14 protein-coding genes are annotated in these 14,116 nt (G+C 59.8%); 7 read left to right on the forward strand and 7 right to left on the reverse strand.

Annotated elements, in window-relative coordinates; all coding sequences use genetic code 11:
- The first annotated feature begins 11 nt into the window (after window positions 1–11).
- Window positions 12–506 (forward strand): flagellar biosynthesis repressor FlbT, encoded by a 495-nt coding sequence (flbT, locus tag SIAM614_RS05375; RefSeq protein WP_006932693.1) that lies wholly within the window; start codon window positions 12–14, stop codon window positions 504–506.
- Window positions 436–753, forward strand: coding sequence for a flagellar biosynthesis regulator FlaF (flaF, locus tag SIAM614_RS31125; protein ID WP_081455191.1), 318 nt, complete (start codon window positions 436–438; stop codon window positions 751–753). Before flbT ends, flaF begins: the two co-directional genes overlap by 71 nt.
- Before the next feature lie 304 nt (window positions 754–1,057).
- Here flaF and SIAM614_RS05385 read toward each other — a convergent pair whose 3' ends face one another.
- The 7 genes from SIAM614_RS05385 to SIAM614_RS05415 form a co-directional block, all read right to left on the reverse strand.
- Window positions 1,058–2,629 (reverse strand): GMC family oxidoreductase, encoded by a 1,572-nt coding sequence (locus tag SIAM614_RS05385; protein ID WP_006932699.1) that lies wholly within the window; start codon window positions 2,627–2,629, stop codon window positions 1,058–1,060.
- 17 nt (window positions 2,630–2,646) lie between these two features.
- Window positions 2,647–3,171 carry a hypothetical protein gene (locus SIAM614_RS05390; protein ID WP_006932700.1) on the reverse strand — a complete coding sequence of 175 codons (525 nt, stop codon included), beginning with the start codon at window positions 3,169–3,171 and terminating at the stop codon, window positions 2,647–2,649.
- Window positions 3,172–3,189: 18 nt separating this feature from the next.
- Complete coding sequence (locus SIAM614_RS05395) at window positions 3,190–3,585, reverse strand: VOC family protein (protein ID WP_006932701.1); 396 nt, start codon at window positions 3,583–3,585, stop codon at window positions 3,190–3,192.
- A 113-nt stretch (window positions 3,586–3,698) separates the two neighbouring features.
- On the reverse strand, window positions 3,699–3,992 hold the full coding sequence (locus SIAM614_RS05400) for a ribbon-helix-helix domain-containing protein (RefSeq protein WP_006932702.1): 294 nt from the start codon (window positions 3,990–3,992) through the stop codon (window positions 3,699–3,701).
- A 266-nt stretch (window positions 3,993–4,258) separates the two neighbouring features.
- Window positions 4,259–5,794 carry a hypothetical protein gene (locus SIAM614_RS05405; RefSeq protein ID WP_006932703.1) on the reverse strand — a complete coding sequence of 512 codons (1,536 nt, stop codon included), beginning with the start codon at window positions 5,792–5,794 and terminating at the stop codon, window positions 4,259–4,261.
- Window positions 5,795–5,807: 13 nt separating this feature from the next.
- On the reverse strand, window positions 5,808–7,661 hold the full coding sequence (gene flgK, locus SIAM614_RS05410; protein ID WP_006932704.1) for a flagellar hook-associated protein FlgK: 1,854 nt from the start codon (window positions 7,659–7,661) through the stop codon (window positions 5,808–5,810).
- A 74-nt stretch (window positions 7,662–7,735) separates the two neighbouring features.
- Entirely contained in the window at window positions 7,736–9,127 is a 1,392-nt protein-coding gene (locus SIAM614_RS05415; protein ID WP_006932705.1) for a flagellar hook protein FlgE, read from the reverse strand.
- 310 nt (window positions 9,128–9,437) lie between these two features.
- On the opposite strand from SIAM614_RS05415, the gene SIAM614_RS05420 reads away from it, so the two are divergent.
- From SIAM614_RS05420 to SIAM614_RS05440, 5 genes are read left to right on the forward strand one after another with little or no spacing between them, the layout of a single operon-like run.
- Window positions 9,438–10,283 carry an AAA family ATPase gene (locus SIAM614_RS05420; protein ID WP_006932706.1) on the forward strand — a complete coding sequence of 282 codons (846 nt, stop codon included), beginning with the start codon at window positions 9,438–9,440 and terminating at the stop codon, window positions 10,281–10,283.
- A 57-nt stretch (window positions 10,284–10,340) separates the two neighbouring features.
- Window positions 10,341–10,880, forward strand: a complete 540-nt coding sequence (locus SIAM614_RS05425; RefSeq protein WP_198137263.1) for a hypothetical protein — start codon at window positions 10,341–10,343, stop codon at window positions 10,878–10,880.
- 60 nt (window positions 10,881–10,940) lie between these two features.
- Entirely contained in the window at window positions 10,941–11,465 is a 525-nt protein-coding gene (locus tag SIAM614_RS05430) for a SixA phosphatase family protein (RefSeq protein WP_040439316.1), read from the forward strand.
- Between the two features lie 47 nt (window positions 11,466–11,512).
- Window positions 11,513–13,027, forward strand: coding sequence for a YcjX family GTP-binding protein (locus SIAM614_RS05435; RefSeq protein WP_006932709.1), 1,515 nt, complete (start codon window positions 11,513–11,515; stop codon window positions 13,025–13,027).
- Complete coding sequence (locus tag SIAM614_RS05440; protein WP_006932710.1) at window positions 13,024–14,070, forward strand: YcjF family protein; 1,047 nt, start codon at window positions 13,024–13,026, stop codon at window positions 14,068–14,070. Before SIAM614_RS05435 ends, SIAM614_RS05440 begins: the two co-directional genes overlap by 4 nt.
- Window positions 14,071–14,116 lie beyond the last annotated feature (46 nt).

The raw sequence follows: 14,116 nt of genomic DNA on the forward strand, positions 1-14,116 counted from the left end.
GAGGTCACGGAATGGCGCTCAAGGTCGAGTTGAAACCGGGCGAGCGAATTATCATTGGGGAAAGTGTCATCACCAATGACAATCAACGCACTCGCCTTTTTATCGAAGGCCAGGCTCCCATTCTGCGAGAAAAGGACATTCTCACGCCGGCCACTGCTGATACACCAGCGAAACGGGTCTACCTGGCCGTCCAGCTGATGTATCTGTCAACTGACTTGGAGAAGATACAGGAGAGTTACTTCAGCCTCGTCAATGACATAGTGAAGGCCGCGCCGAGTACAATTCCTTTTGTCACCAGGATTAGTAACGCCATACTAACCGGCGCCTTCTATAAAGCACTGAAAGAAGCACGTAAGCTCATCGAGTATGAAGGGACGCTGATCAGTCATGTACAAACAGGCAGCGCAGGCTTACCAGAAAACAAGCCAGGTGGCGATGTCACCGAGGGAGCTGGAAGCGAATCTGCTGATGAAGGCCGCAGCCCGGCTTCAGTTGATCAAGGATGAATGGGCAAATTCCTCGCTTGCGGAAAAAGATGACGCCCTGGTGTACAATCGCAAGCTCTGGACAATTCTCGTAACATCCGCGACCAGTGCTGAAAGCGAGCTGCCTCAGGACATAAAGAACAACATCGCCACGCTCGGCGTATTCGTGTTCAAACAGACCATGACAGTCATGACGACTGACGATGAAAACAAGCTCGACACCCTTATCAGCATCAATCGCTCGATCGCCGAGGGTCTGAGATCCTGATCCCGGCACGCCCGGTTATAGAACAGTCTCAGAAAACACGATCAAACATCAAGAAAGGCCGCCGGGGTAACCTCGGCGGCCTTTCTCTTGACTGCAACGTCCATCTGCCCTCCCCCGGTGGAGACGGAGGAAGTCTCTACCGAAGATCAGCGGGTCCTCAAGCTGCGGGCAGGATTTGCAGCCACGAGACATTCAGCATGTCCGGAAATGCCTGGCTTCAAATGTGCGCAGACAATTCCTTTAGAGCCTACGGGGTAGGCAGCCCCCTGAACGCGCAACGTCCCGGAAGCTGGCCTGCACAGGACTACAGATTGCCTGTACTCATTTCCCGGGCGATGTGATCGGCCTGACGGATGGCCAGCGCCACGATTGTCAGGGTCGGGTTTTCGGCAGCCCCCGTGGTGAACTGGGACCCGTCCGACACGAACAGATTGGCAATATCGTGGGTCTGCCCCCAGCGATTGACCACGCCGTCGCGAGGGTTTTCCGACATCCGGTTGGTGCCCAGGTTATGGGTCGACGGATATGGCGGCGTCGGGAAGGTCCGGGTCGCCCCGACGGCCTCATAGATGGCTATTCCCTGCTTATAGGCGTGATTGCGCATGGCGACGTCATTGGGATGATCGTCGAAGTGAACATTCGCCACTGGCAGGCCGAATTTGTCCTTCACATCATGATTGAGCGTGACGCGGTTCGTTTCCTGAGGCATGTCCTCGCCCACGATCCACATCCCGGCCATGTTTTCATAGCCGTCGAGCGCACTGGTGAACTCCCGGCCCCATCCGCCCGGGTCGAGAAACGCTGCCATGAACGGCAGTCCGAGCGACAGGGTTTCAAGCTCATAGCCCCCGACGAAGCCACGCGACGGATCATGACGGGCTTCATCCTGGATGATCCCGGCCATGGTGGTTCCCCGCCACATCTTCACCGGCTTGTCGAAAATGGCGTAGACCGACCCGGTGGTGTGGCGCATGTAGTTGCGTCCCACCTGGCCGGAGCTGTTGGCAAGACCATCCGGAAACATCGAAGATGCGGAATTCAGCAAGAGCCTCGGGCTCTCGAACGAGTTGCCGGCAACGCACACGACACGGGCTTTCTGAAGCTGCAGATTGCCGTCCTTGTCGAAATACTCGACCCCGGTCACCTTGCCTGTATCGTCATGAAGAATGCGCGCGACATGGGCGTGATCGCGAACCTCCAGATTTCCGGTCGCCTCACCGCGCGGAATGTCCGTGTAGGCGGCCGACCACTTTGCCCCCCATTTGCAGCCCTGAAAACAAAAGCCGGTCTGCTGACAGGAAATGCGCTCGTCATAATCATCCGAATTGATGGCCATCCGGCCCGTGTGGACTTCCTTGTAACCGAGCGCCTTGGCACCTTTCTCGAAAACCAGATAGTTGTTGTTGCCCGGCAGGCCTGCCCGCCCCCCTGTGCGCGTCACGCCCAGCTTTGTTTCCGCAAGCGTGTACCAGGGATCCATTTCCTCCGCATCCAGCGGCCAATCTAGCAGATTGGCTCCCTGGACGTTGCCGTAGGACGTTTTTGCCTTCCACTCATGTGGCTGGAAGCGGATCGACGCCCCCGCCCAGTGAACGGTGGTCCCGCCAACGGCCTTGACGATCCAGGCCGGCAGGCCGGAAAAGTCCTTTGCAACCCGCCAGTCGCCCGACGTGGTTCTGGGATCGACCCAGGCAAGCTGCCCGAAGCTTTCCCACTCGTCGTTGACATAATCATCCGGAAGATAGCGTCCGCCCGCCTCCAGAGCCACGACACTCACGCCTTTCTGCGCCAGTTCGTTGGCAAGCACACCGCCGCCGGCGCCTGTTCCGATCACGACGACAACCGTGTCGTCATTCAGGTCAAAAGGTGCAGCCATGATTTCCTCCCTCAGGCTCAAAGCCAGTTTATGTCGTTGAAGCCCCGGTCGATGTAGCCACCCAACTCGTAGGAAGCTCCCTCGTAACCAAACAACGGCCAGACCGCTTTCTGATTGTAGAAACCGGTCACGAGACCGCCCCTGATCCGTTGAAAGAACGGGCTGTCCTCCATCGACCGCAGCAGATCGGCTCTGTCGCGCTCCCAGCCGATTGCGAGATAGGAAGCATGCCCTCTCCCCTGGGCCGCTCCATTCAGGGCCTCGATACCGGCTTCGATATCCTCGGCTAGGTCGGGCGTGTCGTATCCCTTGACGGCGATGACGTAATATTCGTCGCCGACGTGGTCATGCGGATAGATGTCCCGTGCCATCTGCACCAGTGTGGCAAAGCTGTCCGGCTTGAGGGCGCTCAACTCCGTCGCCCAGGCTCCATCCCTGGCCGCCAGAAACCCCGATCCGGTGACGAAGGCGGCTCCCGCCGCCGTCGCCCGGGCCAGAAGCTGCCGTCTTGTCAAACCTCGCGGACTGTTTTCCGTTTTCATGCTCTCCTCCCATTCAAGTCACTCGTATCGACCGCCGCGCTGAAGCACCTCGATCTGATAGCCATCGGGATCCGCAACGAAGAAGAAGCGCGCAATGACGTCTCCTCCGGGAGCGAAATCGACCAGTTTTCGTGGATTGAGACCTGCGGCTTCGAACCGTGCGTGCTCGCTGTCGAGATCATCGACGCTGAACGCCAGATGGCCATAGCCGTCGCCAAGGTCATAGGGCTCCGTCCGGCCCTTGTTGACCGTCAGTTCCAGCTCGAAGCCGGTTTCGCTGTTGCTCAGGTAGATCAGGGTAAAATCGGGGAAATCCAGACGATCCGCTACGGTCAATCCGAATGCTTTTTCATAAAAGGAAAGAGACCTGTGTTCGTCCAGAACACGGATCATGGAATGGATTGCTTTCGCCACGCGTTACTCCGCTTTGCTTGAATTGGTATGAGAGAAGCGTAGCGCGTGGCAACTATCGCCCGGGTAGTATGCTTATACTGCGAGCGGTAAAACTTGCGTTGCAGCGCAAAATATCATTCCGCGGCAATCGAAGCCGCATGCTGGTTCGACGAAATCTCAAGAAACTTCAGACAGGCGCAGCGCAGCAGCGAGGTGAAGTTCTTCGGTTCACCCCGCAATTCGATCACTTCGGAATGAAGCGTCGAGATGAAATGGGGCGTCGTCACCCCTTCCGAAGCGGCGATCTGATCCAGAATCGCCCAGAAGGAGTTTTCCAGACGAATGCTCGTGCTTTGTCCATTGAGCCGCAACCGCCGTGTCTGGCTGGCATAGCGTTCCGGATCCTGGCCGGCGAATACATGACACATTGGCTCTCCCTCCCATGGTGTCGATCTTTACGCGGTACGCCGCGGTGTTTTCTTGGAAAAGGAATAAAAAAGTGGTCGTCGCCAAAACCGTCCTGCCCGGGTCAGGCTGGCTGTGGACGCCATTTAGAGATCGGCCGGGACAAAAGCGACAGAAAGAGTGTTTCCCCAAAGACGGGATATTTCAAGACTTTTCCCAGGCCGAACCAAAGGCATGCGCATCCGCAGGCTTAAAACGCCTGCGGAGGGTTATCTGAGATTGGGAGATCTTACAGGTAATCGGACAGGGTCAGATTGAACACGATCGACGAAGCCCGGTAGGAAACCTCGATGTTCGTCTGCAATTGCAGGATCTCGGCCGCAACCTGATCCTGGTCGATGCCTTCGATGTCCGCGATCGTGCCCTGATAGCTGCTTTTCATCTGCACATGCCGTTCGTCGGTCAACGAAACCGTACGGTGCGTGATGGCGATGTCCGTGGCAATGTCGGTGATCCCCGACTGATCGACACCGGGGGGCTGCAAGGTGGTGCGCAGATTTGTCGAGAGCGTGTTGTAGTATTCTTCGTCAGTGGTCGTGCCGCCGGAAAAATCCGCGGCAATGAATGCCGCCAGAGACTGGACCAGTTCCTGCAAAGGCTTTTCGTTGGCCCGAATGCCGTATTGCACCGTCAGGTTACTGTCGATCACCGCGTTCTTGTCCGTTCGCGGATCGTCCGTTGGTGTGTTGCGGCCGGTGTACCACGCGACAGTCGTCGATCCGCCCCCGGTCAGTGCGGTTGCACTGTCGAATGGCGGCCCGTCGACCCGCTGCGGTTCCTCGCCGCCAAAGGTCTTGAAGAACTCTTCCGCCGCCCATTCGTCGGATACGGCGCGAAGGGTTGTCTGAGCCTGATGCTCGATCTCAGCCGCCAGGGCATCGCGCAGGTTCTGCGCGGTTTCCTCAAGATCGCTTCCGATCGCAAACGTGCCCTCTTCAGCGGTGCTGTTGGCAGCCGTAAGCTCAATGGAAATCGTCTCGCTGTGGTCGGGTGGCAGGGAAAGCTCTACCGTGATGGTCTCGCCCAGTTCCGGTTGTCCGGTAAACTGCACATCGAAACTGTCCGGGTCGGTCGCCGAAGGTCCGGTGATGGTGACATTGGTCAGGGTCGAGGCGACCGAAGCGATATCGAAACCGAAATCATGCGCACCATCCTCGGCAATGGTGAAGGTGGAATCGGTTGGCACAGTGCCCGCGTAATTGGTGGTCAGCGCCGAGGTGGTCGTGCGGCCGTTGTTGCCGACCCCAAGGTTCGCCTCGGAATACTCGCTCATGACGGTTCTCAGCCCGTCACGACCGTTCGCTCCGTCCAGAATGGCGTCGATCCTGGCAACGGGGTCCTGAACGGCATCCGTGCCGCCGAAGACGTAAAATCCGGCGACTTCCGTGTTCAGGATGTTCAGCGCTTCGTTCAGCAGCAGCTTGGCACGAGACTGGGTCTGGGTCTGTCCGTCGTCCTGAAGCACGAAGTCGTTGGTGTCGAGAGCGGATTTCGCATCCTGACGGATGTCCTCCAGGCGTTCCAGAGACATGGTAGAGGTTTGCAGGTGCAGGTTCGCGATGGTGATCGTGTCCTGATAGCTCTCGATCATGCTGACCTTCTGGGTCAGCTGGATATCCAGAAGCCGTCGGTCGCCCACCTCGCCGTAGGTCGTGCCCACCTTGCCTCTGGCAAGCTGCGTGGTCTTGCTTGCCAGCATATCGTTGAGCTCGCCAAGCTGGCGGGTCAGATAAGTCCGGGAGGTGGTGATATTCGAAACTGCCATAACGCACCCAACCTTAAACGATGTTCAGGAGCTCTTCGAAGAGATCCTTGATGGTCTGCATGACGCGGGCATTGGCCGCATAGGCGTTTTCAAGCTGAACCATGAAGGCCAGCTCGGCGTCGAGATCGACCGAGTAGCTCTGCTCATAACGAATGGCGAGATTCATGGTCAGCGCCTCCTTGGAATCCGCATATGTGGCTGCGTCTTCCGCCTGGTTGCCCTGAAACGCGACTGTCTGGTTGACGTAGTCCACCAGCGTTCCCTGGAACGGGGTCGACGCGCTGCCGATCCCCGAACCCGGATCATAATGCTTGGTGCCGACACTGAGCGCATCCGACAGGTACTTGGCCCGTGCGGGATCATTGGATGTGTTTGGTGTTGGCGTGGTCTGGTAGTTCACCAGAAGCGCACTGTCGGCCAGAAGATCAGGATTAACGCTGATCCCGGACGCATAGCCGAGCCGCTGGCCGCCGCCTTCAAGCGCATCGGTGAAGAGGTCTGTTCCGACGCGCTGGTCGACGAAGATCGCAAGCCCCAATCCCTGATCGGAATTGGCTGTCACGGTGACATTCGCGCTCAGGCTCTCGACGCTGGTCGGCGCGGTGTTGTCGCCGAGAACGCGCAGGTTGTCCGATCCGTCGTTGCTGACCAGAAGGCCGGTCCCGGACAGTGCCGCGGTGATGTTGGTGATGTAGGTTGCCGGGACGCCGCTGGAAATATCGATACCGAAGACGGTATCGCCCGGATTGGCAGTCGCGGAATCGTCCAGCGGCAGCAAGGTGGGATCGTCCACGGCCACCAGCGTGACGGTCTGCGGGTTGCCGCTGCTGTCGGTATAGTCCAGCGTGATCGTGTTGCCCGGCTGAAGCGCGGACACATCGAGATCGAAGCCGCTGTCCAGTCCGACCGTCGCAGCCGTGCTTTCAACATTCACATTGGAAAAGGCAAGTGAGAGCTCGGCGGCGATCGTGTCGAGCTGGGTCTGGGCCTCGACCAGAATATCGTCGCGAAGTTCAGCAGTTGCCAGCATTGAACCGGATTTCGACGACGCGATGAGATCATACTGGGTGCCACCCGGTGTTCTCACCATCACGGAGTTGCCGGCTTGTCCCGGTTGCAGCAGATGCGTGGCATTGAAAGTCAGCGTCGAGGCCTTGCCGTCTGCGTAGAGCTGGTTGCCGCCTGCGGTCCGGATCGCAATAGAATTGTTGTCGTTCTTGGAAACGTCGATATCGAGATAACCGGACAACTGCTCGATCAGCCGGTCACGCTCGTCTTCCATGTCCGCAGTCGAAACGCCGGACTGGGTCGCGCTCTGGATGGCTTCGTCGATGTCTTCGATGCTTGCGAGCAGGCCATTCACGCTGTCTGTCTGCGAGGCCAGTGCGTTGTCCGCTTCCTGGCGCAGATCCGCGATCTGCTCATAGGAAGCGTTGATTTCCCGGGCGAAAGCTTCCGCGGCCGAGACCACATCCTTTTGAATGGCATAATTGCCCGGATCGTTCACCAGGCTGGAAAGAGCGGAGGACAGGTTGCCGGCGAGCGTCGACAAGGAGCTCTTGTCATCGATGGTGCCGAAAATATCGTCCAGCCGGTCGGTAAAATCCGCGATCTGGCGGGAATAGCTGGTGTCGGCGAGAGAGTTGAAATAGTCGGACTGGATCTGCTCGTTGACGATCCGGCGCACTTCAGTTGCGTTCAGCCCGGCAACATTGCCGTTTCCGTCGAAATAGACATTCGCCGAAATTGTCTTTTTGGAATAGCCGGCCGTATCCGCGTTCGCGATGTTGGACGCGGTAACGTCCAGCTGACGCTGATTATAGGTGATTCCGAAAACCGCGGTATTGAGGGCGCTTGTAAGACCCATGGCGGCTTCTCCTTCGTACTACGCGACAAGGCCAGGCCGGCCGGCGGGTAAAGACCCCGCCGGCCAGGGCGGGATTACCGGACCATATTCAAGGCATCATCGAGCATCTCGTCCGCGGACGTAACGATCCTCGAGTTTGCGGAATAGGCCTGCTGGGTGATGATCAGCTTGGAAAACTCGTCAGCAATATCGGCGTTGGAGAGTTCCACCTTCTTGGCAAGGATCTGTCCGCCACCGGAAAGATCCGCGTCGCCCGATCCGGCGGTTGCCGCAAACGCGGCACCGTCAACGCGCTGCAGGTCCTGTTCGGCCTGGAAGGTAGCGAGCGGGATCTGGTAAACGGGGCGCTGCTGGTTGTTGGAATAGCTGGCAATCACGCGGCCGGAAGCATCCACGGCGACGCCGGTCAGTTCACCTGCCGGGAAACCATCCTGATCCAGCGACACGGAGCTGGCCCTGCCGTCCTTGTCGGAATACTGGGTCAGGGACCCGTCGGCGAAGGAAAATTCAACGTTCGCCGCCGTGGTGCCGCCAATGGTGAGCGAGGAAATGGTAAAACCGTCACCTGAGCCGTTCACAGCCGAACCGGCCATGGCACCGGCAGTCAGGGTGGTCATCTCGCCGGTATCGTCAAACTGGATCGTACCCACATCGTACCAGGCATCGGTCGCATCGCCACCGGTGCCGATATACATCGTCCAGGCGTCTTCCACGACGGGGGGACCGGCGTCATAGTTCGCGGTCTTGGCATAACGAACTTCGACGGGCATCGCCGTGCCGTTCTGGTTGTAGATCGTGATCGACCCACCGGAAATGGAGCTGTTCAGGAAGTCCGCTTCGTTCGCAACAGCAACGTTGCCGGCACCGACGGTGGCGTTCAGCAGAGCCGTGGATTCATCCGTACCATCGTAGTCGTTGGTGGCCGGAACACGCGGCAGGTTGGCCTGGTAATCAACTGCCGTGGTGGCAGAGGCCGCCAAAGGCTGGTTCTCAATCTGGATCACTGTCGGATTGTCGCCGATCGCATTACCGGTATTGGGATCCAGCGGGAAGCCCTGCAGGTAGTAGCCGGAGCTGTTGATCAGATAACCTTCCTTGTCGCGCTCGAAGTCGCCGGCGCGGGTGTAGTAGGTTTCGTCAGCAAAGGTGGTCGAGCCGTCGACAACATCGGACGCCTTGGTCACGACAAAATAGCCCGGGCCATTGATGGCCATGTAGGTATCAACGTCGACCGACGTGATATCGCCTTGCACGGTGTTGGTGGCGCGAGATGTGGCGAAGGTGGTTCCGGACACCTGCTGAGCCTGCTTGGACCCGCCACCGGACACCAGATCGGAGAATGTGGTGTCGAGCCGTTTGTAACCGGTCGTCTGCGAGTTTGCGACGTTACCGGAAATATTTTCGAGAGCCTTAGCCTGCGCAGCCAGTCCTGAGACAGCCGAGTTGATAGCCCCATAAATACCCATTTTCGGTCCTCTTTATAGATCGGGCACTGCGACGCGGGCTTGCGCCCATGATCGGCCTTCCTCCGCAAAGGCCGTGCCAGTTTGGACAAACCAGACATTTCCATTTTATTTCAGTACTTTAGACAGATTTCTTTTGTCGATAGCGGAAAAACCAACCCGGCAGGTCATGACCCAACAGGCAAAAACTACCGTGCGACCCGGTAAGAGAGGTTCAAAATTGCCGCGCCCCGGCACTCCTGCCTTTTACAGGCTTGCACAGCCGCGCGCGGCCTGCCACCTTGCGCCCGATTGAGGAAAAACGGACGGCCAAATGCGCTTCGAAGGAACTGAAAGCTATATCGCCACGGAAGATCTGCGGGTCGCGGTCAATGCCGCGGTTGCCCTGGAGCGGCCGTTGCTGATCAAGGGGGAACCCGGCACCGGCAAGACCGTGCTTGCCGAACAGGTTGCGGCAGCCCTGAAAGCCCCGCTGATCGAATGGCATGTCAAATCCACGACAAAGGCTCAGCAGGGCCTTTATGAATACGATGCGGTGTCACGCCTGCGCGACAGCCAGCTCGGCGACGAGCGCGTGAAGGACATCAACAACTACATCCGCAAGGGCAAGCTCTGGGAAGCATTCGATTCTGCGCAGAGGCCGGTTCTGCTGATCGATGAGGTCGACAAGGCCGATATCGAGTTTCCGAACGATCTTCTCCTGGAACTCGACCGCATGGAGTTCCACGTCTATGAAACCGGCGAAACCGTGCGCGCAAGGCAGCGCCCGATCGTCATCATCACGTCCAACAACGAGAAGGACCTGCCCGACGCCTTTCTGCGCCGGTGTTTCTTCCATTTCATCAAGTTCCCCGACGCCGAAACCATGACGGAAATCGTCGAGGTGCACTTCCCGGGCATCAAGCAAAGGCTGCTGTCGGAAGCCCTGCGCCTGTTCTATGATGTGCGCGACGTTCCGGGGCTGAAAAAGAAGCCATCCACCTCTGAGCTGATCGACTGGATCAAGCTGCTTTTGAACGAAGACATCGACCCCGAAACCCTTCGTCAACAAGATAGCTCCAAACTGATACCGCCGCTGCACGGTGCGCTGTTGAAGAACGAGCAGGACGTGCATCTGTTCGAACGCCTGGCGTTCATGGCACGCCGGGAACGGTCCTGAAGTCCGGGCCTGCGCGGGACAACTGATCGACCGGGATCGGGCGAGGAGGAGACTGACTTGGCGAAACAGGCCGCCGCCCTTCTAGTGCTGGCGATGCTCGCGCTGCCGACAGCCGCGGGGATGCCTGCTTACGCGCAGGTGCCGCCCGAAAAGGACGCGGGCTGGCAAAGCGACGTCGGCGGATTGCGTCATTTCACCGGCCTGCGCTGCCCCGACATGATTGGCGATTTCTACCGCATCAAGGTGATGGAGGGCGACACCGTCAGCCAGGCGGGATGCATCTACACGGGCCGTGACGGCATAACCGCAGTGCTGCGCAAGCATCTGCAGGGAACCGGCCGCCGCGAAGCGCTGACCTTTTCCCGCAATTACAAGGCGGCCGGCTTCGAGCCGATCAAGCTGACCGGGGCCGCAGCCTCCGGCATATCGTTCCGGACACGCAGCTGGACACCGACAAGCCTGTGCGAAACCTTGTGGTACTTTTCCGGTGCCACATCGGACTATACATTATGGCTGTCCTACACACTGCCGACTCAAGAGGTGGAGATCGGCCCGGCTGTCACCGCCTTCACCATGGCGCTTGCCAACCAGAACTGACCGGCAGTCCGGCCCTTGTGCGCCGGCACGTCTCCAACATCCAGGGAACCAGGAAAGACGATGCGGCTCCTTTTGTTCAGACACGCGAAATCAGACTGGGGCGATCCGAACATGGCCGATATCGACCGGCCTTTGAACAGCCGTGGCAAGACCGCATCCGTCAAGATGGCCCGCTATATGAAGGAACAGGGCCTGCAGCCGAACCAGATCCTGTGTTCCACCGCGCAGCGTACGCGGGAGACCCTCGCCCGCCTTCTGCCCACCCTCACCCAGGAAACCCAGATCCACCTGGTGTCCGATCTCTACCAGCAAAGCGAAGACGACTATGTCGGGCTGATCCGCCGCTACGGCGGCCGTGCGCAGAACCTCATGGTCATCGGTCACAATCCCGCCACCGAGGACACGGCGCTGAGCCTGAGCGGCACGACGTCGTCCGGCGCGCTTGCCGACATCCAGGAAAAGTTTCCGACCGGCGCTCTGGCGGTGATCGATTTCGACATTGCCGACTGGTCGGAGCTGCAGCCCAAGACCGGACATCTGGAGCGTTTCGTCAAACCGCGAGACCTGAAGGACGAGACCGCCTAGGGCTTCCGGGCGTAATCCGGATTGCACTTGGCCGCGCCCGCGCCTACATGAACGCGCTGGAGGCCTTTGTGAACCCATTGACGACACTTGCAGAAGAAACCCGGCTGACATTGGCCAACCTTGCCGACGCGGCAACCGATCTGGCAGTGCCAAGCGTCCGGCTGGGCGTCACCGGGCTTGCGCGGGCGGGCAAGACCGTTTTCCTCACCGCGCTTGTGCACAATCTCGTTCACGGCGGTCGCCTGCCGCTGTTCAGTGCAGCGTCCGGCCACCGGATGACCGGCGCAAGGCTTCAACCGCAACCGGACGATGCCGTGCCTCGCTTTGATTACGAGGCGCATGTGCGCGCCCTTGTCGGCGAGCGGATCTGGCCGGAGTCGACCCGTCAGGTTTCAGAACTGCGCCTGACGATCGATTATGAAAGCGCCTCCTACTTCTACCGCAAGCTGGGTCCCGGCCGCCTGCATCTGGACCTGATCGACTATCCCGGCGAATGGCTGCTGGACCTGCCCCTGCTCGGCAAGGATTACGCCACTTTCTCCGCCGAAGCGATGCAGCGCGCCCGGGCAGACAATCGGGCGGAGATTGCCGAACCGTTTCTGAAGATCCTCGCGGTGACGGACGCCAACGCGCAGGAAAGCGAACCGGCGGCGCAGGAACTGTCGGCGAGCTTCAAGACCTATCTGGCCGCCTGCCGCGCGGATGCCCACGCCCTGTCCATGCTGCCTCCCGGCCGCTTCCTGATGCCGGGCGATCTGGACGGCTCTCCGGCCCTGACCTTTGCCCCGCTGGACATTCCCGCTGACGCCGCCCCCGCCAGGGCTGGCACATTGCGTGCGATGATGGAGCGGCGGTACGAGGCCTACAAGACCCATGTGGTGCGGCCGTTCTTCCGTAATCACTTCGCGCGCCTCGACCGTCAGATCGTGCTGGTCGATGTGCTGCACGCCTTGAACGCGGGCCCGCATGCAATCGCGGATCTGGAAACAGCGCTCACGGAAGTTCTGGGGGCGTTCCGTCCCGGCAAACGAAGCTGGCTGTCTTCGATCCTGTCACGCCGGATCGACCGCATCCTGTTCGCGGCGACCAAGGCAGACCACCTGCACAGATCGGACCATGACCGGCTGGAACTGATCCTGAAGAGGCTGGTTGCCCGGGCCGAGGATCGCGCGACCTTCAAGGGGGCCGAGGTCGAGGTTCTCGCCATGGCCGCTGTCCGGGCAACGCGCGAGGCGACGGTCAAACATCGCGGCGAAGCCCTTCCCGCCATCCTCGGAACGCCATTGCCTGGCGAACGGTTGAACGGCGACACCTACGATGGCAAGACCGAAATCGCCATGTTTCCCGGGGACTTGCCGGACGATCCTGAATCACTTTTTGGACAAGCTGAATCAGTTTCTGAAGCGCTTCGAGCAAGTTTTCAAACCGCCCAGGCTGATCTTCAGTTCCTGAGATTCCGGCCCCCGGAGCTCGACAAGACCGCCGAAGGCCTGACATTGTCTCTGCCGCATATCCGGCTTGACCGCGCCCTTGAATTCCTGATCGGAGATCGCCTGGCATGACCGGTTCCCAGCCCCCGTCCAATCGCAAACCGGCCGCCTTTCGTCTCGACGATGCCAAGGTGCGGATGACAGATGACGACACGCGGATCCCCGGCTCCGGCGAAGCCCTGATCACCCAGGCCTTTGTCGACGAGGAAGAGCCGCGCCTTCCCCGCGCCGCCAGCACGCCCCGTTCCGGCTTTCGCTTCGGCAGGTGGATGATGATCGGCCTGTCGGGCCTCGTCTCGCTGGCCGTCGGCCTGGCGGTCGACAGCCTGATACGGGATCTCTTCGCCCGGACCGACTGGCTAGGCTGGCTGGGCGTTGCGCTGGCAGCGCTGGCGGCGCTCGGCCTGCTCGGGCTGGTCGTTCGCGAGATCGCGGGCCTCATGCGCCTTGGCCGTATCGACCATCTGCGCGACGGACTGCAGAGCGCCGCCGATGCGGACGATGCAAAGGCGGCATCTGCCGGCCTGAAGGAACTGCTCACACTCTACAAGGACCGTCCTGAAACCGCCCAGGGCCGCAAGGCCCTTGCCGGGCACATGCGTGAAGTGATCGACGGCCGCGACCTGGTCAAACTGGCCGAACGCGACCTGCTCGGCCCGCTCGACCTGGAAGCCCGGCGCATCGTGATGAACAGCGCAAAGCGCGTCTCCATCGTCACGGCCGTCAGCCCGAGAGCTCTTGTCGACCTGCTGGCGGTCCTGTTTGAAAACCTCCGGACGATCCGGCGTCTGTCCGCCCTCTATGGCGGGCGGCCCGGCACGCTTGGCTTCCTGCGTCTTGCCAAGCAGGTCATTGCGCATCTGGCCGTCACAGGTGGCATGGCCGCCGGTGACAGCCTTGCCTCGCAAGTGCTGGGTCACGGACTGGCGGCACGGCTATCCGCCCGCCTGGGCGAAGGTGTGGTCAACGGACTGCTGACAGCCCGCATTGGCATTGCGGCAATTGCCGTATGCAGACCCGCACCATTTGTGGCCGGCACTGGCCCTACCATTTCCGATTTCATGGGCGAACTGGTCTCCTTTGCCAAAAAAGAAGACCCGTCCGGCAAGTCTTAAAGTTTAGACTTCAAATAGTACACGGCAAAGCTCTGCGCACAGCGCG

The organism is Roseibium aggregatum IAM 12614, from assembly GCF_000168975.1.
GTDB lineage: Bacteria > Pseudomonadota > Alphaproteobacteria > Rhizobiales > Stappiaceae > Roseibium > Roseibium aggregatum.